Annotated in this window: 23 protein-coding genes and 1 pseudogene; 8 read left to right on the top strand and 16 right to left on the bottom strand. The window is 69.7% G+C overall.

What is annotated here, in order from left to right; genetic code table 11:
- Window positions 1-18: 18 nt before the first annotated feature.
- The gene (locus tag ACFW48_RS34145) at window positions 19-645 is read right to left on the bottom strand and encodes an NADPH-dependent F420 reductase (RefSeq protein WP_386321840.1); all 627 of its coding nucleotides are present in this window, start codon (window positions 643-645) and stop codon (window positions 19-21) included.
- Window positions 646-841: 196 nt separating this feature from the next.
- Here ACFW48_RS34145 and ACFW48_RS34140 point away from each other — a divergent pair, with 196 nt between their 5' ends.
- From ACFW48_RS34140 to ACFW48_RS34130, 3 genes and pseudogenes are all read left to right on the top strand, one after another.
- The gene (locus tag ACFW48_RS34140) at window positions 842-1,339 is read left to right on the top strand and encodes an SRPBCC domain-containing protein (protein WP_386321839.1); all 498 of its coding nucleotides are present in this window, start codon (window positions 842-844) and stop codon (window positions 1,337-1,339) included.
- Window positions 1,336-1,671: an ArsR/SmtB family transcription factor gene (locus tag ACFW48_RS34135; protein WP_386321838.1), complete on the top strand. Its 336-nt coding sequence runs from the start codon at window positions 1,336-1,338 to the stop codon at window positions 1,669-1,671. Before ACFW48_RS34140 ends, ACFW48_RS34135 begins: the two co-directional genes overlap by 4 nt.
- Before the next feature lie 30 nt (window positions 1,672-1,701).
- Window positions 1,702-2,016: pseudogene (locus ACFW48_RS34130) on the top strand (DUF899 family protein); the annotation flags it as partial.
- On the opposite strand, the gene ACFW48_RS34125 reads toward ACFW48_RS34130, so the two are convergent.
- The 3 genes from ACFW48_RS34125 to ACFW48_RS34115 form a co-directional block, all read right to left on the bottom strand.
- Complete coding sequence (locus tag ACFW48_RS34125) at window positions 1,955-2,287, bottom strand: putative quinol monooxygenase (protein WP_386321836.1); 333 nt, start codon at window positions 2,285-2,287, stop codon at window positions 1,955-1,957. The pseudogene ACFW48_RS34130 and the gene ACFW48_RS34125 overlap by 62 nt on opposite strands.
- Window positions 2,288-2,420: 133 nt before the next feature.
- A complete protein-coding gene (locus tag ACFW48_RS34120) occupies window positions 2,421-3,224 on the bottom strand; it encodes a VOC family protein (protein ID WP_386321834.1) in 804 nt (267 codons plus the stop codon).
- 108 nt (window positions 3,225-3,332) lie between these two features.
- Window positions 3,333-4,298, bottom strand: a complete 966-nt coding sequence (locus ACFW48_RS34115; protein ID WP_386321832.1) for a DUF3500 domain-containing protein — start codon at window positions 4,296-4,298, stop codon at window positions 3,333-3,335.
- Between the two features lie 407 nt (window positions 4,299-4,705).
- Here ACFW48_RS34115 and ACFW48_RS34110 point away from each other — a divergent pair, with 407 nt between their 5' ends.
- On the top strand, window positions 4,706-7,366 hold the full coding sequence (locus tag ACFW48_RS34110) for a hypothetical protein (RefSeq protein ID WP_386321830.1): 2,661 nt from the start codon (window positions 4,706-4,708) through the stop codon (window positions 7,364-7,366).
- 4 nt (window positions 7,367-7,370) lie between these two features.
- Here the strand turns inward: ACFW48_RS34110 and ACFW48_RS34105 are convergent, their stop codons facing one another.
- Both ACFW48_RS34105 and ACFW48_RS34100 read right to left on the bottom strand, forming a co-directional pair.
- Window positions 7,371-8,738 (bottom strand): APC family permease, encoded by a 1,368-nt coding sequence (locus ACFW48_RS34105; protein ID WP_386321828.1) that lies wholly within the window; start codon window positions 8,736-8,738, stop codon window positions 7,371-7,373.
- 109 nt (window positions 8,739-8,847) lie between these two features.
- Window positions 8,848-9,711, bottom strand: a complete 864-nt coding sequence (locus ACFW48_RS34100) for an endonuclease/exonuclease/phosphatase family protein (protein ID WP_386321826.1) — start codon at window positions 9,709-9,711, stop codon at window positions 8,848-8,850.
- A gap of 80 nt (window positions 9,712-9,791) precedes the next feature.
- Between ACFW48_RS34100 and ACFW48_RS34095 the strand changes: the two genes are divergently transcribed.
- Window positions 9,792-10,670: an aldo/keto reductase gene (locus tag ACFW48_RS34095; protein ID WP_386321824.1), complete on the top strand. Its 879-nt coding sequence runs from the start codon at window positions 9,792-9,794 to the stop codon at window positions 10,668-10,670.
- Window positions 10,671-10,696: 26 nt separating this feature from the next.
- Here the strand turns inward: ACFW48_RS34095 and ACFW48_RS34090 are convergent, their stop codons facing one another.
- The 6 genes from ACFW48_RS34090 to aztB all read right to left on the bottom strand — a co-directional run bounded on the left by ACFW48_RS34090 (window position 10,697) and on the right by aztB (window position 16,854).
- Entirely contained in the window at window positions 10,697-11,308 is a 612-nt protein-coding gene (locus ACFW48_RS34090; RefSeq protein ID WP_386321822.1) for a DUF998 domain-containing protein, read from the bottom strand.
- Window positions 11,309-11,635: 327 nt separating this feature from the next.
- Entirely contained in the window at window positions 11,636-12,160 is a 525-nt protein-coding gene (locus ACFW48_RS34085) for a GtrA family protein (protein ID WP_386321820.1), read from the bottom strand.
- 319 nt (window positions 12,161-12,479) lie between these two features.
- Window positions 12,480-13,685, bottom strand: coding sequence for a zinc metallochaperone AztD (gene aztD / locus ACFW48_RS34080; protein ID WP_386321818.1), 1,206 nt, complete (start codon window positions 13,683-13,685; stop codon window positions 12,480-12,482).
- A gap of 85 nt (window positions 13,686-13,770) precedes the next feature.
- Window positions 13,771-14,730, bottom strand: a complete 960-nt coding sequence (gene aztC, locus ACFW48_RS34075; RefSeq protein ID WP_386321816.1) for a zinc ABC transporter substrate-binding protein AztC — start codon at window positions 14,728-14,730, stop codon at window positions 13,771-13,773.
- On the bottom strand, window positions 14,727-15,977 hold the full coding sequence (locus ACFW48_RS34070; protein WP_386321814.1) for a hypothetical protein: 1,251 nt from the start codon (window positions 15,975-15,977) through the stop codon (window positions 14,727-14,729). Before ACFW48_RS34070 ends, aztC begins: the two co-directional genes overlap by 4 nt.
- Window positions 15,978-15,984: 7 nt before the next feature.
- A complete protein-coding gene (aztB, locus tag ACFW48_RS34065; protein WP_386321812.1) occupies window positions 15,985-16,854 on the bottom strand; it encodes a zinc ABC transporter permease AztB in 870 nt (289 codons plus the stop codon).
- Between the two features lie 14 nt (window positions 16,855-16,868).
- On the opposite strand from aztB, the gene aztA reads away from it, so the two are divergent.
- Complete coding sequence (gene aztA / locus ACFW48_RS34060) at window positions 16,869-17,651, top strand: zinc ABC transporter ATP-binding protein AztA (RefSeq protein WP_386321810.1); 783 nt, start codon at window positions 16,869-16,871, stop codon at window positions 17,649-17,651.
- Between the two features lie 83 nt (window positions 17,652-17,734).
- On the top strand, window positions 17,735-17,905 hold the full coding sequence (rpmF, locus tag ACFW48_RS34055) for a 50S ribosomal protein L32 (protein ID WP_320783408.1): 171 nt from the start codon (window positions 17,735-17,737) through the stop codon (window positions 17,903-17,905).
- Window positions 17,906-17,995: 90 nt separating this feature from the next.
- Here the strand turns inward: rpmF and ACFW48_RS34050 are convergent, their stop codons facing one another.
- The 4 genes from ACFW48_RS34050 to ACFW48_RS34035 all read right to left on the bottom strand — a co-directional run bounded on the left by ACFW48_RS34050 (window position 17,996) and on the right by ACFW48_RS34035 (window position 19,981).
- A complete protein-coding gene (locus tag ACFW48_RS34050; RefSeq protein ID WP_386321808.1) occupies window positions 17,996-18,478 on the bottom strand; it encodes a hypothetical protein in 483 nt (160 codons plus the stop codon).
- Between the two features lie 68 nt (window positions 18,479-18,546).
- Window positions 18,547-19,659 carry an ABC transporter substrate-binding protein gene (locus ACFW48_RS34045; protein ID WP_386321807.1) on the bottom strand — a complete coding sequence of 371 codons (1,113 nt, stop codon included), beginning with the start codon at window positions 19,657-19,659 and terminating at the stop codon, window positions 18,547-18,549.
- 86 nt (window positions 19,660-19,745) lie between these two features.
- The gene (locus ACFW48_RS34040) at window positions 19,746-19,898 is read right to left on the bottom strand and encodes an SDR family NAD(P)-dependent oxidoreductase (RefSeq protein ID WP_386321805.1); all 153 of its coding nucleotides are present in this window, start codon (window positions 19,896-19,898) and stop codon (window positions 19,746-19,748) included.
- Complete coding sequence (locus tag ACFW48_RS34035) at window positions 19,853-19,981, bottom strand: hypothetical protein (protein WP_386321918.1); 129 nt, start codon at window positions 19,979-19,981, stop codon at window positions 19,853-19,855. Before ACFW48_RS34035 ends, ACFW48_RS34040 begins: the two co-directional genes overlap by 46 nt.
- Window positions 19,982-20,078: 97 nt before the next feature.
- Here ACFW48_RS34035 and ACFW48_RS34030 point away from each other — a divergent pair, with 97 nt between their 5' ends.
- Entirely contained in the window at window positions 20,079-20,672 is a 594-nt protein-coding gene (locus ACFW48_RS34030; RefSeq protein ID WP_386321803.1) for a VOC family protein, read from the top strand.
- Window positions 20,673-20,915 lie beyond the last annotated feature (243 nt).

Here is a 20,915-nt window from a genome sequence, read left to right as displayed (position 1 = left end):
ACCGTGTGCCGACAGAACCTAGGCAGAGGGACGGGTGACCACGTTGATGTTGAACGTGTGTGCCCCCAGGCCACCGGCGATGCCCATGAAGAGCAGGGCGAAGTGCTCCTGCCCGCGTGCGGTGTTGATGCCGCCGATGTCCAGTTGGGACGACGAGGGCCAGCCGAGGTCGGTGAGCAGTCGGCCGGTGGTCCGCTTGGCTTCGGCGTCATCGCCGGAGAGGAAGACGGTGCTCGGACCGGCGAGACCGTCCGGGGCGGTCATCACGGTGGAGTCCATGGTGCACAACGTCTTGACGACGGGGGTTGAGGGGAAGGCCTCCTGAATCTGTTCCCCGAGACTGCCGTTGGGGTGGGAGAGCTCGCTGAAGTCGTCGGAGAGGCCGACCCCGACATCGATCAGCAGTGTGCCGGCCAGGGCCGATGCCCCGATGGAGTGCAGCAGGTCCACGGAGACGGTCCCCGGAGTGGCGTTGACGAGTACCTCCGCGTGGGCGGCCGTTTCGTTCAGGCTCGCCACGGGGAGGCCGAGGTCCGTCCGGTCCCCGGGCCGGCGCGAACCGAGGAGCACATCGTGTCCTGCGGCGCTCCAGCCATGGGCCAGTGCTCGGGCGACGTTGCCGGTACCAAGAAGTCCTATACGCATGGTGAGACGCTAGCCATTGTCGCCGGGGCGGCGAATCGGACCACGGCCCCTGGTGGACCGGAACCAAAGACCTAGTTCTGTGGTCGCTCCTCTCTACCGGCTCCGCCATCGACGCATCCATTGCAACCTCTCGGTTGCACTGGATGACGGAAAATGCAACCATCGAGTTGCAGTGAGAGATGCGAGGGAGAAGACCATGAACGACACCACCCACACGGGCGCGGAGCTCGACGAGCTCGACCGGATCGCCCGGCAGATCGACATCGACGCCCCGGCCGACCGGGTATGGGAGCTGGTCGTACGGCCCGGCTGGTACATCAATGACGGCGCGGTCGAGGACGAGCAGGACCTGCGCCACGAGGGCGACGTGGCCGTGGTGCGCCATCCCTCGATGGGCGAGTTCCGGTTCCGGACGGTGGAGCTGGACAAGCCGCGCTACGCGGCCTTCCGCTGGATCGGGACGCCGTCCCGGGACGAGTCGACGCCCTCGACCCTGGTCGAGTTCTGGATCGACGAGCGGGACGGCGGCGGAGTGACCCTGCGCGTCGTGGAGAGCGGGTTCTCCGGCCTCGCCGACGATCCGGCGGCGTGGCTGAAGGAGCGCGAGGGCAACGACAAGGGCTGGCTCACCGAGCTGGCGGCCGCGAAGGCGTTCGTCGAGAAGAGCGCGCCGGCCCCGACGGGGCACTCGTGACCACCCCCGCCCTTCCCGTCGTGTGTGCCGCGCTCGGCGACCCGACGCGCTGGGAGATCCTCACCCGGCTCGGTGAGGGCCCCATGTCGGCGTCCGCGCTGGCCAGGGTCCTGCCGGTGAGCCGACAGGCGATCGGCAAGCACCTGGAGGTGCTGCGCGAGGTCGGGTTGGTCGAGTCCGAGCAGCGCGGGCGCGAGGTCGTCCACGTCGCCGCCGGGGCCCGACTCGGCGCACTGGCCCACGAACTCGACCGGATAGGCCGCTCCTGGGAGACCCGCCTGTCGCGGATCAAGGAACTGGCGGAGCGCCCCCACCCGGACGTCACGGGCTGACGGATCGCGACTCGACGCACCTCGTGTGCTAGGGACGGCGACCGCGTCTTCGAGACGTACTGGACGGCCCTGCGCGGCGTGGAGGCGATGGACCACAGCTACGCGCTCATGGACCTCACCGTGTACGGACGCCAGGAGTCGTGGGAGGACTCGCCGGACGGCCCATGTCCCAGTGGTCGCGCCTCGCGGCCGGCCGCTCCGACGCTCTCGGCCCCCACCCCAGACGCTCGGCGACGACGCGGGGCCCGGTGGTCGGCGATCACGGCGAAGCCGCGAGAAGGTCTTATTCGTCTCCCGGGACCGCCATCTCCCCGAGCAGGGACCAGTCCTCCTGCGGGACCGTGACGTTGACGATCCGGGGCGTCTCCACCAGGTGGGGCGGCAACGTCTTCCGGGCTTCGGCGAAGTGGCCGGAACCGACGTGCGCGGCACCGGCCTCTTCGTCGCGGAACGCTTCGAGCAGCACGTACTCGGTCGGGTCGTCGACGCTGCGGGACCAGTCGAACCACAGGCACCCGGGTTCGCCGCGGGTTGCCTCGGTGAAGGCGCGGGTGATGTCGGGCCAGGCGTCGGCGTGCTCGGGCCGGACGCGGAACCTGGCGGTGATGAAGATCATGAGTGGCCTCTCGGACGTTCGGTGAATGGCCGTTCCGACGGTCAGAGGAGGGCGATCGCCCGCCCGTCCTCGGACGCGCCGGACCTACGTGAGCCACCGCCGGGCCGGCGCACCGTCCCGGCTAGTGGTTCGGTCATCCTTGGGCCGGGGCGAGCACCACGAAGTCCGCGTTCGACGGATCCACGCATACGGCCAGCCGGCCGACGCCCTCCGCGTCCTCGGGGCCCATTTGCACCCTGCCGCCGTTCTCGGTGACCGCGGCGACCGCTGCGTCGCAGTCGGTGACGGCGAAGACCGGGTGCCAGTACGGTCGGCCGTTCGCCAGGGCGAGATCCTGTTCGCGGACCTCCATGACGCCGCCGTGCATACGCTCCTCGGGAAGGCCGGCCGGAGTGATGAGAGAGTACGTGCCCCCACCGCCCGGCAGCTCCATGTCACCGAACTGCCAGCCGAAGACACCGCCGTAGAACTCCTTGGCCGCCGCTGCGTCGCTCGTGTACAGCTCGGTCCAGGACAGTGAGCCGGGCTGGTCCACCAGTTCGACGCCCTTGTCCTTCCCCGGCTGCCATACGGCGAACTGGCCACCCGAAGGGTCGCTGTACTGGGCCATCCGGCCCCAGTCGTCGAGGTCCATCGGCGCCACCCGCACCGTACCGCCCGCGCTTCGCACGGTCTGCGTCGTGGCGTCCGCGTCGGTGACGCAGTAGTAGATCATCCAGGCGGAGCGCGCGCCCTCTTCGGTGAGCTTGCCGAGCCCGGCGACGATCTTGCCGTCCTTGCGGAACATGCCCCCTTCCATGTCCCCTTCCATGCCCTCTCCCATGGACTCGTAGTCCCAGCCGAACACGGCGCCGTAGAAGGCCGCGGCACCGCGGACGTCGGGGGTGCCGAGGTCGAGCCAGCAGGGGGAGCCGGGGACGAAGTCGTTGGTGATCACGGCGATTCCCTTTCGCAGATCCTGTGTGGACTCAGCGTGACACCCCGCACTGACACACGCCCGTCGTGCTGGTCCGGTCCGCACGGGCTCCAACGACGTGTACTCCCATTACCTGTGCTGCTCCGTGTAGTGCGCGCGCAGCAGGTCGGCGCCCCAGTCGTGGCGGACATGCCGCCAGACCGAGTGGGCGTGATTGCCGTCGTCCTGGGTGTTGTCGTATTCGATGAGCAGGTCCGGGGCGCGTACGCAGTAATAGTGCCGGTCCCCGGGTGCGCGGCCACCGGCCCAGGCGAACGAGAGGGCGTCCAGTCCACGCGCCACCATGTCGGACCAGCACTCCTGCGCGTACTCCGCGGGCGCGCGGTCGAGGTAGCGGCGCACCAGGTGTTCGAGCAGCCGCTGCTGGCCGGGCGTCATGTCGCCGTACGGCAGGCCGGCCGGCAGCAGGTCCGGATCGACGAACGGGTCGGCGCGGGTCAGGATGTCGTCCGGCGGCGCAGCGGCGAAGACCGCCCTCGCCGCTCGGCCGACGTCCAGGTCCGTGACCAGGCCCCGGGCCAGATCCTCCTCCGGCCCCAGCAGCCGGCGTCCGGCCTGCGGACCGTCCGTGATTCGCGCCGGCTCCGCACCGATGAAGTGCGGCGTCACCCGAATCCCGGCCGCCGTGATCAGTACGTGTACGGCGAGGTGGTGGCCGTTCATCCGCCAGCCCCAAGGACCGTCACCGTCCGGGTCGCCCAGCAGTCGCACCCAGTAGCGGTCGGCCCCCGTGACGCCGACCATGGCGCGGCGGTGCCGCTCCACCTCGATCGCCCCGCGCGCCAGCTCCGCGCCCGGTGCACTGTGCGCCGCGGCCAGCAGCGCACCGACGGCCTCGCGCTGCCGGCCGCCGAGACCCTCGGTGGGCAGACCGGGGCGCGGGCCCGGGAGATAGGTCCACTCCCGCAGTTCGGGCGCGTCCAGCCTGGCGGGCCCCGCCCGCAGCTCGCTCACCTGCTCCGGCTCCAGCACGGACAGCAGCGCACACACCGCCTCCCGCATCCGCGCCGCCGCCTCCGACCGATGCCCGTCCACCGTTTCCCCTCCGCCTCGGCGCCCGACGCGGCGCGTCCTCGGGGCGCTGTCATCCCTTGTGACACATGGTGCGCCACCCCGCAGCGAGGGGACACCGTATCCCCGGGTTCACCGGACCCGGCCGCCTGCCGGACGTGCGCTCCGGCCCACATCGGCGGACAGGCGGAAATCCTCCCCCGACCGGAGGGCCGCCGCCACACGTGCACCTTGCACGTTCTGGCGCAAATCGCGCATCGGACGTGACGGACGCGGGTAGCCTGCCAGATATGCCAGAGACGGGGGCCCCTTTCACCGGCGCGAGCGAACTGCTGTCCACAATCAGGGAGTTGGCTCAGCGACCCCGGTTTCTGGCCAGGACCTCGGACGACGAAGTTCGAGGCGAACGGCCACTACCGCTGGTCTGTCTCGTGCGCGACCAAGGTCCGGACGATTTCCTCGCCGCACTCAATGAGCGGCTGGAGGCGTCCGACCACCGGTCCTCGGTACCCCACGCCTATATCGACGCCCACTCGGTGGACGACTCGGTGACGGACCGCTGGCAAGACGTCCAGGATCGGTCGCTTCCGCTGATCCCGTTGCTTGACGAGCTGAGGACCAAACTCGCCGGCGACCGCTTCGGCCCCGGGCGCCCCTTCCGCTTCGACTACTACCGGCTGGCCGACTGGCTGACCGGACAGCGGCTGTCGCCCACACCGGGACGCCACGAGCAACAATTGGCCGACCTGCTGCGCCATTGGAGTGGCCGGGCGCACCGGTCGGACCCTGGCGCTCTCACCACCTCCACGGCCGCCGCCCCCTCAGCCTTCAGCCTCATCGGGTCCACCCTGTATGTACTCGTGGAGGCCGGCCGCCGTATGGGGCTGCGCTGGCTGGGGCGGCGCAGCCCCGGCCTGGGGCGGGAGGCACGCTGGTTCATGCGGCGACAGCCATTCATGGTGCCCCGCCACTCGACCAGCTTCCGCGGGTTCGCCGAGCGGCTCACGGAACGCGGCCGGGAAGCGGAGAACCCCGAGCAGATCAAGAAGTTGCTGGTGCACGCGTTCCTGGAAGATCTGCGCCGGGCATACCGCCGTCGACGCTGGGTCGTCTTCCCCAAGCGCTCCGGATGGCGCCGTACGACCTACACGACCGTCCTGCTCGACAACCTCACCGACGACAATGGCGGTTGGGACCTGCTGCGGCTCATCAGCGAGGTCCGCAACGAGACCGGAGAACTCGACCCCCTCCTCGTCGTCGCGGCCACCGACGAACGCCCGGCCGCGCTCGCGGCAGGGGACTCCGGTGTCCTTCGGAGCCCCCAGGATGCCCCTGCCGCGCTGACGGCGTGGCTGGCCAACCTGCCCAGCAAACGGCAACGCCTGGTGGAGAACGCCCGTTACCTGTGGATCGCGCTGCCGCCCGCGCAAGTGAGCCGGCCAGACCGCCGGGAAGCCTGGGTCGGATCAGGGGACTTCCGTCCGCCCTCGCCTCCCTTGCTCTCCCGACGGGGCGTCGGCGAAACCCTGCTGGCGCTCGCCATGGTCCTGGTACTGCTTCCAGTGACCCGGAACGTCATCGACTCGTGGGCCGCCGAGTGCGTCTACTTCCGCTCCGGCTTCCACGACGGCGTATCGGTCAAGACTGTCGAGATCGGCCCGGACGACCGCCAGTGCATCGGCTACAGCGACGACGCCGTGCAGATATTCGGCACCAACAAGCGTCTGCGCAAGGCCCAGCAGGCCATCTTCGCGCAGAACGAGGCGGCGAAGAAGCTGCACCGCCAGCAGCCCGGTCGCCCCTATCTCAGCATCGTGCACTTCGTAGGGCTGACCCACCGAGAGGCCGCACCCGACACCGATCACGCCGCCGCGGAGGAACTCGAAGGGCTCCTCCTGCGCCAGCGGGCACAGAACGTCAAGTCCAAGACGCAGCCGTTACTGCGCGTCATCGTGGCGAACGGCGGAGACGGTATGCGCAAGGCGCCCGAGGTGGCGCGGGAGATGCTCCGACCGCTGTTCGACGAGGATCCTTCGGTGGTTGCCGTGGTCGGGCTGGACCGCACGGTCACGGAAACCGAGCAGGCGATCACCGAGATCGGCCTCGCCGGCGTTCCGGCCATCGGCACCACTCTGACCGGTTCGGGGCTGGGCGACAGATCGCCGCTGTACTTCCAGATGGTCCCGGACAACACGGTGCAAGCTCAGCTGATCGCCGGCTACGCGCAGCTACTCGAGGTGCAGAAGGTCACTCTGTACCATCCTGAAAGAACGGACAGTTACATCGACACTCTGGCCAAGGCAGCCGACGCGGAGCTGGGCGAGCGGAACGTGCCTGTGGCAGAGGCGACATGGGACGAATCAGCCGGCGAGGTGGCTTCCCTGTGCGCGGACGACGTCGACCGGAGCGATGAGATCGTCTACTACATAGGACGCGAGGACGACTTCGGGGACTTCATCCGATCCGCGACCAACGGCTGTACCAGCCAGCGGAAGCTGCCCCTCGTCGTCGCCGCCGACGCGGTCTCCCGGTTCGTCGCACAGGGGGAGAACCGCAAGCAGAGTGCGCTGGCGAACCGGTCGATGTCGTACGTCGGGATGGGCAGCCTCGTCACGCTGGCGGGTGCGTCATGCTCCCAGGAGGGGCGTCCCGCGCCCCTGATGGGAATCGGAACCCCCTTGGACGCGTTCTGCGCGGGCTACGGAAAACTCCGCACGGAACTCGGGAAGGCGCTGCCTGAGAAGGAGTCACCGCAGACGCCGTGGCCGGCGGAACGAACCGGCACGGCGTACGACGTGGCGGGACTGCTCGTCGAGGCCACTTCCACACTGCACCAGCAGCTGGACACAGAGAGGAAGGGAGTGGCGCCGCACCGGGCGGCGATCGCCCAGGAGCTGCGGGAGAACACCTACCAGGGTGCGACCGGGAAGATCGACTTTCGAGCCTCACGCATCGGCAACGAGCGCAATCTCGCGATCCTGCGGATCTCCAATATCCACGACATGAGCTCCGCACCCACCTGCCTGTACATGAAGGGCGACCTGTTCGACGCGCAGCAGCTGCGCGCCCCGGACACCGGTTGTCCCAAGTAGCGGTTCACGCCTCGCCGCGTGCCTTCATCACCGTCCTGTTCAGCACCCACAGCCCGATGCCGATGACCAGCAGCACGCCCGCCCGGATGTAGACGTGCGCGGGCCGGTCGGACAGAGGGCTGGCCAGAATGAGGGAGGTGACCGCGCCCAGCACCGGCAGAGCGGTCGGCGTACGGAAGTGCTTGTGCTCGACTCGGTCGCGGCGCAGGACCAGTACGGCGACGTTGACGACGGCGAAGACGCACAGGAGCAGGAAGGCCGTGGTGTCGCCGAGGCCCGCGATCTCCCCGGTGGAGACCAGTCCGATGGCGAGTACGGAGACGAAGACGATGCCGACGACCGGCGTACGTCGCCGGGGAAGAACGCGGCCCAGGGCGCGCGGCAGGATGCGTTCGTTGGCCATGCCGTAGCAGAGCCGGGAGGCCATCATGATGTTGATCAGTGCCGAGTTCGTGACCGCGAACAGGGCGATCAGCGCGAACAGCTTTGGCGGAAAGTCCAGCCCGCCTGCCTTGACGACTTCCAGCAGCGGGCCGCTGGAGCCTTCCAGCACGCGGTAGTCGACGAGCAGCGAGGAGACCAGGGCGACGAGGACGTAGATGGTCCCGGTGACGGCGACGCCGATGAAGATGGCGCGCGGAAACGTACGCACCGGATCCTGGGTCTCCTCCGCCATGTTGACGGAGTCCTCGAAGCCCACGAAGGCGAAGAAGCCGAGGGCCGTCGCCCCGAGCACGCTGGTGATCAGTGCGTAGCCGGTGCCGCCGGCCTGGAACTCGCCGAGTCGGGAGGGTTCACCGTCACCGGTGAGGACCGCCCAGGCACCGACGGCGAGGATGACGAACAGACCGGTCAGTTCGACCAGGGTGAGAACCACATTGGTCTTCACCGACTCGGACACGCCGCGCAGATTGAGGGCCGCGAGGGCGAGGATGAACAGGATCGCGATGAGAGTGGGCGGGAAGAAGTCCGTGAACTCGCCGAGGTAGTCGCCACTGAAGGCGCGCGCTGCCGCGCTCGCCGAGGACAGACCCGAGCACATGACCATGAAGGCGACGATGAAGGTGAGGAACGGTACCTGGAACGCCTTCTGGGTGTACAGCGCGGCCCCGGCCGCCTTCGGATACTTGCCGACGAGTTCGACGTACGAGGCCGCTGTCAGGATCGCCACGACGAACCCGATGACGAACGGCAGCCACAGCGCCCCGCCGACCTTGCCCGCGACCTGACCGGTGGTCGCGTAGATGCCGGTACCGAGGATGTCGCCGATCACGAACAGGATCAGCAGTTTCGGCCCGATGGCCCGCCGCAAGGGAGTGTCGTCGCCCGCTCCCTCCGGCGAAGCAGTGGCGTCTCGTCCGCCTGTGGACACGGAGACTCCCCCCTGAAGCGCCTGGTACTGAACAACGTCTCCCTGCCCGGAGGCCGGTGGATCATGCCCGGGCATACTGCGATCGGCAGCACGCCGATGGGACTGGCACTCAGGTCGGGTCCACGTCGGTGTGCAGCAGGTGGTGGTCCGAGTACGGAGTGGGTCGCACGCGGTGTTCGAGCGGGGTGAGGCCTCGCAGGAAGACGTAGTCGAACTTGCTGTGCCAGTCGGTGGTCGGCTTGCAGGAGCCGGCGGGCGAGGGACGGCACTGGGGGTCTGTATCCGCGGCCAGGGCCCACATCCGGGCGAGTTCGGGAGCGTCCGGCACGGCGTTGAGGTCGCCGAGAACGACCGCGCGGTCGTGCCGAGCGACCTCAGCGGCGAGTACGCCGGCCTGGTCTGCTCGGACTGCTTCCTGACGCCGCTGGGCGAGGTGCGTGTTGAAGACCCGGACGGGGTGGCCGCCCACCAGGGTGGTGACCGCCATGTACCCACGGTCTTCGGAACCACCGTCGGGGTATTCCACGTGGACGCGGTCGGTCATCGGTGCTGCCGAGAGTACCGCCTGGCCGAAGCCCCCCGGATTCCACGGCACTCCCCCGCAGCGGCCCCGGTGTTGAAGGACCATCCCGTACTCGACGTGGTAGACCAGCCCGTAAAGGCTCTCCAGATAATCCCGGATCCTCTCGACATCACGCACGCACGCTTCCTGCAGGCCGATGACCTGGGGCGCGTATGTCGCGATCTCCGCCGCCCGGTCGACGTTGCTCACCTCGCAGGGGTTGCAGATGTTCCACGTCATGACCCGGTTCGGTACGACATCCCCGACGGCATCGACCGGCAGTGACCTCACGAAGAGGGAACCGCCCGGTGCACTGGGGCCGACGAGCAGCAGGCAGACCACGGCCATGGCGCCTGCGAGCAACCACGTGCCCCTTCCGAGCACCATCGCCTCCTGAGTGTCGATCCACATGGCATCTGACGCCTCCACACACAAGGTTATGGGACGGGGGCGATGCGGACGACTTCGTCGATCATGGCCGGCCAACTGCGATGCTAGCTTTGCCTCTTGACCCCGGGGGAGGACAACACGTGACATCGACTACGTTCCGTATCGGCGGGGACCTGGAAGTACGGCGACTCGGGTTCGGGGCCATGCACTTGCCAACGGAGCCGGGCTCAGCCCGCGAGAACTCTCTCGCGGTGGCCCGAAGGGCCGTTGAGCTGGGCGTCACTCTGATCGACACCGCCTTTATGTATGGCGGGGGTGCCAACGAGGAACTGCTGGTTGAGGCCCTGCACCCCTACCCGGATGGGCTGCTGATCACCACCAAGGTCGGCCTTGTCCGATCGGGCCCTTCAGGCGAGTGGAAGCTCGATGGGCAGCCGGCTGTTCTGCGCGATCAGGTCGAACGGGCGTTGCGCCGGCTGCGCGTCGAGCGGATCGAGCTGCTCCAGCTGCACCGGATCGACCCGGAGACGCCGCTCGCCGATCAGCTTGGCACGCTGCGGGACCTGCGAGCCGAGGGCAAGATCGGCCGGATCGGGCTGTCCGAGGTCACCGTGGACGAACTCGACCAGGCACGGCAGATCGTCGATGTCGCGAGCGTACAGAACCGCTACAACGTGCTCGACCGCGAGCATGAACCGGTACTCGCCGCCTGTGAGTCCGCGGGGATCGCGTTCCTGCCGTGGCGTCCTGTCGCCTGGGGAGATTCCGGAGCGAGGGCCGAGGTCGCCGCTGTGGCGGACGAACTCGGCGTCACTCCCACGCAGGTCGCGCTCGCCTGGCTCCTCGGCCACTCGCCCGTCATCCTCCCGATCCCGGGCACGGCCCGGGTGAGCCACCTGGAGGAGAACCTCGCCGCGGAACGTACCCAGCTGGCGTCCGCCCACCGCGATCGCCTCAACCGGCTGTCCGACCTGGCGTAGGCCCTGAGCGCCCGGCACCGGACCTCCTATCCAGGGCCGGCAGTCCGCTCGGCCGGTACCTCGGACCGGTGAGGGCAGGAGGCGGCGACCACGAAGGGCCACACCGACTGGACAAACGTCACGACGCGTTCCGCGACGCCGGCGTTACCGTGTCGGTGCATCTCGATCAGGAACCATGCTCCACCGGCGGCCATCAGGACGGTCACCACGATCGAGGGCGCAAGCCTCAGAGCCCAGGGAGCGGCTGCGCCACCCTTGGCTGCCAGCACCGGCCACACTGCCAGGAGTGTGAATCCGACGGCCACCACCGCTCCGTGACGCAGTGAGCCCCCGCTGGTCGGCGCCGGAAGCAGTGCCACCGCCAGCGCCGCGAGACCGCCGCCGCCCAACGCCACGCGTCCGGCGGTGGCAGCTGTCCGCAGTCCCCAAGCGGTCAGCAGGTGGCAGGCGCCCAAAGCCAGGAACGCCGCCGTCATCACCCAGAATCCGGAAGCCCCGTAGGCCCCCAGGGCGCTGATCGTTTCAGTGACGGGGTCGTAGGCAGGCCCTTCGAACAGTGCCGCGCCCGTCCAGCCTCCGATCAGCAGGACGGGCGCACACCCTGACGAGAGCAGGACCCATCTGGGGGCAAGTCGCATTAGGTCACCATAAAACGACACGGGAGTGAACCGCTGGCCGGTCAGTCGGCAGGCGGATCAGTGGGTGGCGGCGACAGATTCAGCGAGTTCCTTCTGAGCGTCGAGCACGGTGAGACGTTCGGTGAGTGCCGTGCGGACTGCCCTCGGTTTCTGCCCACGACCGCGTATCCGGCGTTGCTGACGACGACGTCCATCCGCCCGGACGCGGGTGCCCTGCCGATCACCCGGTCGACGTCGGCCGGACGAGTGAGGTCGAGGATCTCGACGGACAGCCGGTCGCCGTGTTCTCCGGCCGCGGCATGCGCGGTACGCCGCCCAACGGAGCGGTCAGGCGGCGTGGCAGAGCACCGCGGGGGCGGCCGGGGCGGAGTCGCGGGCCACGGTCGCGTGCACGGGGCGGGCGGTGGGGACGGTGGCCGCGACCCGCGAGCGATTCCGTGCGAAGACGACGAGGCGCAGCACCGCGAACCGCGCGACACCGGCGAGTGCGGAGGCGGACAGGTAGGCGACCTGCTCGAGCACCGCACCGGGCGCCGCCACCAGCTGATGCAGGGCGAACATCGCCGCGCAGGTCACCGCGTACGCGGCCGCCGCGGACCCGGCCGACTGCGCATGCTGGCGCCAGGTCGCGTGCCCGCCCGCGCCGAAGGTGAAGCGGGCGTGCAGCTCGGTCGCGAGCAGGGTGGAGCCCGCGGTGATCAGGGCGTTGGCCAGCATCCAGGGGATCCAGAGGGCGATGACCGCCACGGCGAAACTGGAGGCGATCCCCACTCCGCCGCCGCAGACCACGAAACGGGCGAAAGAAGTGAAGGCCCCGGGTGCCGCCCGCTGCCGACTCTGCGCTGTCTCCATGACCCGCCCCCCTGCCGGCTCACCGACGAGACGCGCACTTCCCGATCCGTGCGACCGTCGCCCCGTTGTTTCCTACGTCAGAAACGCTACGTTGCGTTCATGGCGTAGGCAACCAACTTTTTGCGCTTAAGCGTTATCCTCGCAGGCAGAGGCCGTTAAATCGTTGCAATGTCCTAAACTTAACGCAACGAACTTTGTTGCCATTCGTTGCAATGACCGAACCCCTCGCAGACTCGCCGTGGAACTCGTGCCCGCCCGGCGGTGTGCCGGCCCGCCCACCCAGGCACGTGCCTCGTGTTGCGCCTGGGTGGGCCGGACGTCAGTGGCCGGCGGCAACGCCGGACAGTTCGTTCGTACTCTTCGGCAGCGTCACCGACGTGATCTTCTCGCCGGCCTCGATGTCGACGGCGTGCAGCTTCCGCTTACCCGGTTCGGAGACGTACGCGGTGTGGTCGCGGACGAAGAGGGTGGGCCGGGCCTGCTGCCAGTCCAGCGGCTCCTGCCACTTGTCCACTACGGGGATCTTCTTCTCGACCTTGCCCGTCTCCGGGTCGATGACGTGAAGCGTGCCGTTGGTGCCGAGGACGAGTGCCTCGCCGTGGGGCCCCCGGCCGAGCGAGCGGAACGAGTAGCTGGTGCCCAGGTCGACCAGGCGCAGCTTCGCGGATCCGGTGTCGATGAGGGAGATGCGGGTCGGTCGCTCCAGTTCGGCGTCCGGATCGGTCTTGTAGTCGCCCAGGATGATCGGCGACGCGTCGCTGCCGGCCTGGTTGCCGATACGGCCGTACTCGTCGGGGGCGTCGACCTTGGTGAACTCGCCGTCCTTGTAGATCAGGACGCCGTCCTCGCAGCCGACGGCGACGGCCTCGCCCTGGGCGGCGGCTTCGCCGTGGACGCCGGGGCAGTTCTCGTTGCGCCTGATCTCCTTGTTGTCCTTGTCCAGGACAAGTGCGCCGGTGCGCTTCTCCTCGGTGCCGAGGGTGCTGAGGAGTTCGCCGTCGCTCAGTTCGATCGCGACACCGTGGTGCGGTTCGGCGGAGGTGTAGGCGCGGCCTTCGGGCTTGGTGCCCTTGCTCAGGTCGGCGGGATCGAAGACGTTGACCTCACCGGTGCCGTCGGTGAACAGGACCGTCCTGCCCGCGTGCCGCACGACGTGCCCGGGCTTGGCACCCTCGTAGGTGATGTCGGTGAGGGTCTGCTCGGCGGCGTCGAGGACCCGGAAGCCGGCGTCGGTGGAGACGATGACGTGGGAATCGTCGCCTGCCGGGTTGACGCGGTTGAATCCGGGCAGCTCGATCGTCCTGGCCGGCTTGAGACTCTCACCGTCCAGGATGTACAGGCCGCCGTCGAAGGTCGCGACCAGCGGGTTCTTGACCGCCGTGGCGGACTTGGCACTTGGCGAGTCCTTCCCCGTCTTCGCGTCGGACGAGGCATCGCCCCCTCCCCCGCACGCGGTCAGAACCGTGGAGACGGCGAGGGCGAGGGCGGTTCCGGTGAGGGCTCTGTTGCGTATCGACTTGCTCACTGTGTGTGTTCCTTTCCGGCCGCACGAGGGCGGCGCCGGTGTGTCTGTCGGTGGCGGCCGGTCGTGCCGGCGCGGTGGTGCGGGTTCAGTCCCCGGCGAGGCCGTCGGTCATCGCGGCGGTGTTGGCGCGCATCATCTGCAGGTAGGTGCCGGCACCCTTGCCCTTCTCGGTCAGCGACTCGGAGTAGAGCTCCACGACGCGGACCCCGCCGCCCAGTTCCGTGCGCAGGACCTCGGCCAGTCGCTTGGGCTGGGAGGAGTCGGCGAACACCGTCCGGACTCCGGCCTCCCGCATGGCCTCGGTGAGCGAGCGCAGGTCGGAGGAGCTTGGCGAGGCCAAGGTGGTGCCGCTGGGGATCACCGCGCCGATCACCCGGAAGCCGAAGCGTTCCGCGAGGTAGCCGAAGACGTGGTGGTTGGTGACCAACGCCCGCTGCTCCTCGGGTATGCGGTCGAAGGACTCCTCCATCCAGGTGGTGAGGTCGGCCAGCTGCTCGTCGTAGCGGGCGGCGTTGTCCCGGACCGCCTTCTCGTCCACGCCGTCGACGTGCTCGACGACCTGCTCGGCGATCAGGGCCGCGGCCTTGCGTACGCGGTCCGGGTCGGTCCAGAAGTGCGGGTCGGGCTGCCCTGCCTCCTCCTCGGGGCCCCCGTCGGCGTGGAGCCGGAAGGTGAGAGGGTCCACTGCCTTGCCGACCTCGAAGGCGGCCACCCCGGACTCGCGGGCGGCGTCCACGTGCCGCAGTACGTTCTCCTCCAGGCCCAGGCCGTTGTGGACGACGAGGTCGGCGCGCTCCAGTTCGGCGGCCTGCACGGCCGACAGCCCGAAGGAGTGCGGGTCGGCGTTCGGTTTCATCAGCACGACGGTCTCGGCTTCGTCGCCGACGATCTCCTGGGTGATGTCACCGAGGATGTTGGTCGTCACCACGACCGTGGGCCGGTCGTCGCCGCCGGTACAGGCGGTGGCCGTGGCCGCGAAGAGGAGGGTGACCAGGGTCAGCAGCAGGCGACGCAGCCGCAGAACGGTTCGCTTCGGTGTCGTCATCGTCCGGTCTCCACCATCAGGACCGGCTTCATGTCGAGGCCGAGGGTGCGAGCGACGCGCAGGTTGTCGTTGTAGTCGATCTCGTGGACGCGGCTGCCCGCGGGGTCGTTGAGGTAGGCCCGGCCGCGGTCGACCTCGATGGCAGGGGCTGCGGTGTCGCCGGCGCGGGCCTCGGGGACGTCGGTCAGCAGGCGCTCGGTCCGGGACACCTGCTTGCCGGTGGTGGGGTCGTAGCCGTGCAGGGCTCCGTCGCCCTGGAGGACGAGCAGCGGTGAGCCCTCCCCCGCGGTGTTGACGGAGACGACGGGGCCGGTCTTCACCCGCGTCCAGGTGCGCTCGGTGACGTCCAGCACCCACACCGCACGGTCCCCGGCCGGCGCCGTGAGGGTGTCGCTCCCCGCGCGGTGGCTGAAGTGCAACGCCCGTTCTCCCGCGGGGACATCGGCACCGTACGGAATCCTTTCGGCCGCGAAGCCGCCGTCGTCGTCACGGATCAGCAGTGCTCCGTCCGCGCATCCGAACACCACCCCGCGCCGGGTGACGGCATCGCCCCGGGGGTCCTCGCACTCCGCGTCCGGCGAGGCGACGCGCTTGCCCTCGCGGTCGTACACCACGACCTTCGTGGAGCCGTCCTCGTCGTCCGTGAGCGTGAGGAGGTGCTCCGCATACGGCACGACAGCGCTTGCGGGTTCCCCGGGCAGCCGGCGGGGGCTGCCCACCTCGCCCTTCTCCAGTTCGGCCCGGTGGTAGATCGCGGCCCGGCCGTCCTCGCCGGTCACGGCGGTCACGGCGGCGTCGCTGCGGACGCGCGCACCGGTGCCCGCGGGCAAGCGGCCCGCGTCGCGTATCGCGGCGCGGTAGTAGTGCACGTGGTCGCCGTGGTCCACCATCCAGGCGCCTCCGTCGAGGACACGCGTACCGCGTGCGGTATGGAGGTAACCGAACCGGCCGTCCGTGGTGAGGTTCGAGGTACCACTGGTCGGGGACACCTCGTGGACCTTTCCGGTGATCAGGTCGAGTACGCGGGTGTCACCGGTCTCCGGGTCGTTGAGCAGCAGCCGGGACTGTTGCTCGGCCGCCTCCTGCGCTCCCTCGACGTAGCCGTGCGCCGTGGCGGAGGCCGGGGAACTCCCCTTGTCGGCGGACGCGCTGTCGTCCTGCCCGGCACAGCTCGTGGCCAGCAGCGCGAGGGACACGAACACGGTCGCTCTCCAGGAAGTGACGTTCTGTCGGACGAACAAGGACATCGCCTCATCAGGTCTTTCTCAGTCGGTTTGCCGCCGGGTGGAGGCCGGCCGGGCGGGCGCGGCGGCGGTCGCGGATGCCGGATGCCAGGTGGGAGAGGAAGAACAGGCCCACCGCGAGGGCTGAGACCGTCGCGCCGGCCGCGGTGCTCAGGTGCCAGGACAACAGCAGGCCACCGAACGTGGCGGACATGCCGAGCAGCGCCGCGAGCACCATCACGCCCCGCACACCGCGCGCCCACGGCAGCGCGGCCGCCGGCGGAGCGATGAGAAGCCCCAGGACCAGCAGCGTCCCCACGATGTGGAACGAGGCGACGATGGCCAGCGCCAGCAATCCCAGCAGCACGGCGTGTGCCAGGCGCGGACGCAGACCGAGCGTCTGGGCCTTGCGCGGATCGAACGCCAGGGCGAGGAAGGCCCGGTGACCGAGGACCGAGACGCCCAGCGCCAGCAGCAGAGCCCCTCCCAGCAGCGCCAGGTCGTGCTCTCGGACGGCGAGGACGTCACCGAAGAGGAACCCGGTCAGGTCCACCGTGAACGACTGCGACCGGGACACGATGATGACGCCGAGCGACAGCATTCCCACGAACAGCAGACCGATCCCGGTGTCCTCGGACAGCCGGGGTCTGCGGCCGAGGACGGTGACACCGGCCGTCATGACGGCCGCGCTCAGCAACGCCCCCACCAGAAGGTTTCCTCCCAAAAGCGCGGCGAGCGCGACGCCGGGGAGCAGCCCGTGGGACATGGCGTCACCGAGGAAGGCCATGCCTCTGAGCACCACCCAGGTCCCCGCCAGGGCGCAGATCGCCGACACCAGGACCCCGCCCCACAAGGCCCGTTGCACGAAGGTCACCTCAAAAGGACCTGTCAACCACTCCATGGGAGCACACTACAATGACAATCATGTTCAACAAACTCCCCTCACCCCCCGCCGTCGACGACTCGACGTTTCGCATCCGGTTCACGGAGCTGTCCGCGGGCTATTCGGGCCGCCCCGTGCTCCATCAACTCAGCGCGGACATAAGGCCATTGACGACCACCGCACTCGTCGGCCCGAACGGCAGCGGCAAGTCCACCCTGCTCGGCGTGCTGGCCGGCGTGATCCGGCCCACAGGGGGCGAACTCCACCACGCCGGCGGCCGGCCACCGGCCTTCGTCCCGCAGCGCGGCGCCGTCGGCGACGCACTGCCTTTGACGGTCCGGCAGACCGTGGAGATGGGACGCTGGGGCGAACGCGGTCCCTGGCGCCGACTCACCCGCCGGGACCGAGCCGCGGTGGACTCGGCCCTGGAACGCCTGGACATTGCCGACCTCGCGTCACGCCAACTCGGGGAGCTGTCCGGCGGACAGCGGCAGCGCGCCCTGATCGCCCAAGGGCTCGCCCAGGAGTCGGACCTGCTGCTACTGGACGAGCCGACCACGGCACTCGACCCCGAGGCCAGGGAGCGCATAGCGGCGCTGCTGACGGAGCTGGTGGACGACGGCGTGACCGTCGTCCATGCGACACACGACCTGGACGCCGCCCGCTCGGCCGACGCCTGCCTCCTGCTGAGCGAGGGGCGCCTGGTGGACCAGGGGCGACCCGAGCGCCTCCTCACCCCCTCGACGCTCGCCCGGATCTGGCAACCGGCCCGATGGCCTCGACTGCCGCAGGCCGAGGACACGTGTCGCACATGAAAATCGTTGTCGTATGCTGGCCCCTGCCGGTCGGCGGCACACATGGTGTCGTACGACGGTCCTGACCGAGAGGGAACAACCACATGGCCGTGCCCAAGCGCAAGATGTCCCGCAGCAACACCCGTCACCGCCGCGCCCAGTGGAAGGCGAGCACACCGAACCTGGTGCCCGTCACGGTCGACGGTGTGACCTACCGAGTGCCGCAACACCTCGTGCCCGCCTACCGACGCGGCCTGCTGCGTCCGGAGGGCTGACCCCGACGCCCTCGCGGCGGCTGCCCGTCTGCGCCAAGGCTCGTCGGGTCCAGTGGCTGTCCGGTGCGGGGGCGACGGGGTCCGTGGGATTCATCGCCGGTAGGCGGTGGCGGCGGCGACGAGGCCGGAGGTGGCCGTGGAGTGGCCGTGGTCGAGCATGTGGACGGGCGTCATCGTCATGATCGCGACCATGACGAGCTGAGTCAGTACCATCACCAGGGCACCCAGGACGACCGCCCCGGGCGCTTTCCCGGCGGTTTGCCCCTGGGTTGTCGGCGGGCCGGCCGTGTTGTTCTCCCGTGCCGCTGCGCCGGTGCGGGCCAGGAGCAGCGGGCCGGGGCGCAGCCAGAGGACGGGGGCGGCCAGGGCGGACCCGGCGGTGGACAGGGCACTGGGCAGCCCGGCGAGGGTGGTGGAGCCGAGCAGGTCCTGGGCGAGCAGGGCACCGGCGGCGAGGCCGGCACCGCTGAGGACCTGAGAGGCGACCAGGACGCGCGGGATACGGCGCCGCGCCGGGGCGGGATCGGGTATGCCGGAGTCGGCAGTCGTGTGGGCGGGGACGGGAGTGGTCACGAGGGCGCTCTCACGGGTCGGTGCGGGTGGCCCAGCCGCTCCGGCTCTCGGCACGGACCTCCGCGCTCTCAGCCGCCGCGAAGGATCCGAAAGCGGCCGGGTTCCGCCGGGTCCCGGTCGACGACTTGGACTGGTGCCCAAGCCCATTGCCATACGCTGATGCCCGGCGTACGGGAGAACCGGATCTGCCCGCGGGTGCCTTCCACCGCGACGCTCGGCCAGGATCCGGCGGTGCGCGCCCGTTCCAGGCCGTGAGCACGCAGCACATCGGCGAGGACGGCGACCGTGTCGTACCCCTCGAAGGCGACGAAGGAGGGCGCTTCGCCCAGCCGCTCGCGGAGGGCCGTCTCCACTCGTGCGCCGAGTGGGCCGAGGTGCTCGGGCAGGTAGCGCAGGAACGGGACCGCGACGCTGTCGTCGCCCAGCAACGCCGCCCATTCGGCGAACTCCGGTTGTCCGGCCGGAGCACCGATCATGATCCCGGCGAGGCGCTGGTCGCGGCGGACGGACTTGACGATCGGCACTGCCGGCTCCGGGTGGCCGACCAGAAGAACGAGGGCCGTCGCGCGCTCGGCGACGAGTTCGTCGCACACGGCCGTGGGGTCGAGTGCGCGCATGTCGAGTTCGACGACGGTGCCGCCGCGTGGTGCGAGGCAGTCCCGCAGAACGCGGGCGCCGGACGCCCAGTAGACACTCGGCTCGGCTGCTACGGCGATTCGGCTGTGGCCCGCGTCGAGGAGGAAGTCCGCGTAGACCCGCCAGCCGTGGGACTGCGCCGGGGCGAGGCGCGCGACCCATTCCGTCGGCTGGTCGGTGAGCGCGTCGAGAACCGCTGACGAGCAGAGGAACGGCAAGCCGAGGGCGTCGGCCCTGGCGGCGGCGGCGCGGGCCACGACGCTGTGATACTCCCCCGCCAGGGCAGCCACGCCCAGGCCGGCCAATTCGTCGACGGCCGCCGCGGCCCTCCCAGGATCGGCCGCGGTGTCCCGGACCAGCAGTTCGAGTGGTCTTCCGACGATGCCGCCGGCGTCATTGACTTCGCGAACGGCCAACTCGAGTCCGGCGAGCAGGTGTCGGCCTGCCTCGGCCCAGCCGGGGCGGGACAGCGGAACGAGAGCGCCGATCAGGACGGGGGATCGATCGGTCCGCTCCGCCGCAGGTGACGATGGTGGCGCATTCACGTGGTGGCGTCTCCCGTGTGAGGGTTGGGTTGCGGCTTTGACCATCCCGGACATTGCATCCGCCGCCATCACCGAAAGGCAACCGACTATTTGTTCGCTGAGCCGCCGTCGGCCATGACAGGGTTCATCGCGAGGTCCCAGTCGTCGTCCGTCTGCTCCTCGAACGGCTTCTGCCGCGACACACTCGCGTTGTTCACCAGCACGTCGAGGGAACCGGAGCGCTCGACGGCGGTGGCCACCGCGGTGTCGGCGACTGTCCGGCCTCGTCCTGAAGGTCGACGACCACGACCCGGGCTCCGCGGGCGACGAAGACCTTCGTGATGGCACCGCCGATACCCGAAGCGCCACCGGTGACGACGGCCGACTAGCGACAGCGGACAATGAGCAGGCGAAGGGTTCGACGGCTTGGGGGTAACGGGATGCTGACCGGGATCGTGATCGACGCGCTGGACGTCGCGCGCATGGACCGCTTCTGGCTGGACGCGACGCGGGGCCGGACGGGCGGTCTGCGACTGCGGTTCGTGCCGACCGCGAAGCCGAAGGCGGCGCACAAGAACCGACTCCACCTCGACCTGGCCGGGGGGCCGGACTGGCGGGCCGAGGTGGCGCGCCTGCTCACACTCGGTGCGACGCGGGCCGACATCGGCCAGGGGGACGTTCCCTGGGACGTACTCGCCGATCCGGAGGGCAACGAGTTCTGCGTGCTGCGTCCCGGCCATCCCGGCGTGCTCGCCGACTCCGGACTCGTCGCGATCTGCCTCGACGTCGCCGAGGAGAACCGCTGCGCGCAGGTGGCCTTCTGGCAGTCCGAGGCCGACTGGCACGCGGTCGAGTCCCACAAGTGGGGCGTCCGGCTGCGCCGGGGGCCCACCAGCACGGTCTCGCTGGTGATGGGTCCGCCCGCGGCGCCGAAGGCGGGGCGGAACAGGCTGCGTCTGGAGGTCACCCATGGCGTCCGGGAACCCGGCGAGTTCCTCGACGCCGGCGGGAACGAGTTCCATGTCTCGCGTTGACCCCTGACTGTCCGGGCGCCAAAGCACGCTCCCGCATGCCGTAGCCGCAGGCAGGAGTGCTGATCGATCGGGAGCGGCACCCAGGGCCTGTCTGACAATTCGCGTCGTCGCCCGAAGGGCGGCCTCGCGGCGTCAGGTGCGTGCTCTGGGGGTCCCCCCGGCCGGAGGCTGGGGGAGTGCCGGGCGTAGAGCCTCGTACTGGATGTACTTGGCTCTGCGCCCGGTGCGGCGAGAGTGCGTGCA

The sequence above is a fragment of the Streptomyces sp. NPDC058812 genome (assembly GCF_042744565.1).
Classification (GTDB): Bacteria; Actinomycetota; Actinomycetes; order Streptomycetales; family Streptomycetaceae; genus Streptomyces; species Streptomyces thinghirensis.
Note: the sequence above shows the minus strand (reverse complement) of the source record. Positions and strands in the feature narration are given on the sequence as shown.

Bases quoted from the DNA above. Each gene is read 5' to 3' on its own strand.
- ACFW48_RS34145 (WP_386321840.1), bottom strand. From the start codon at position 645: ATGCGTATAGGACTTCTTGGTACCGGCAACGTCGCCCGAGCACTGGCC.
- ACFW48_RS34140 (WP_386321839.1), top strand. From the start codon at position 842: ATGAACGACACCACCCACACGGGCGCGGAGCTCGACGAGCTCGACCGG.
- ACFW48_RS34125 (WP_386321836.1), bottom strand. From the start codon at position 2,287: ATGATCTTCATCACCGCCAGGTTCCGCGTCCGGCCCGAGCACGCCGAC.
- ACFW48_RS34100 (WP_386321826.1), bottom strand. From the start codon at position 9,711: ATGTGGATCGACACTCAGGAGGCGATGGTGCTCGGAAGGGGCACGTGG.
- ACFW48_RS34095 (WP_386321824.1), top strand. From the start codon at position 9,792: ATGCTAGCTTTGCCTCTTGACCCCGGGGGAGGACAACACGTGACATCG.
- ACFW48_RS34090 (WP_386321822.1), bottom strand. From the start codon at position 11,308: ATGCGACTTGCCCCCAGATGGGTCCTGCTCTCGTCAGGGTGTGCGCCC.
- ACFW48_RS34085 (WP_386321820.1), bottom strand. From the start codon at position 12,160: ATGGAGACAGCGCAGAGTCGGCAGCGGGCGGCACCCGGGGCCTTCACT.
- aztC (WP_386321816.1), bottom strand. From the start codon at position 14,730: ATGACGACACCGAAGCGAACCGTTCTGCGGCTGCGTCGCCTGCTGCTG.
- ACFW48_RS34070 (WP_386321814.1), bottom strand. From the start codon at position 15,977: ATGTCCTTGTTCGTCCGACAGAACGTCACTTCCTGGAGAGCGACCGTG.
- aztB (WP_386321812.1), bottom strand. From the start codon at position 16,854: ATGGAGTGGTTGACAGGTCCTTTTGAGGTGACCTTCGTGCAACGGGCC.
- aztA (WP_386321810.1), top strand. From the start codon at position 16,869: ATGACAATCATGTTCAACAAACTCCCCTCACCCCCCGCCGTCGACGAC.
- rpmF (WP_320783408.1), top strand. From the start codon at position 17,735: ATGGCCGTGCCCAAGCGCAAGATGTCCCGCAGCAACACCCGTCACCGC.
- ACFW48_RS34030 (WP_386321803.1), top strand. From the start codon at position 20,079: ATGCTGACCGGGATCGTGATCGACGCGCTGGACGTCGCGCGCATGGAC.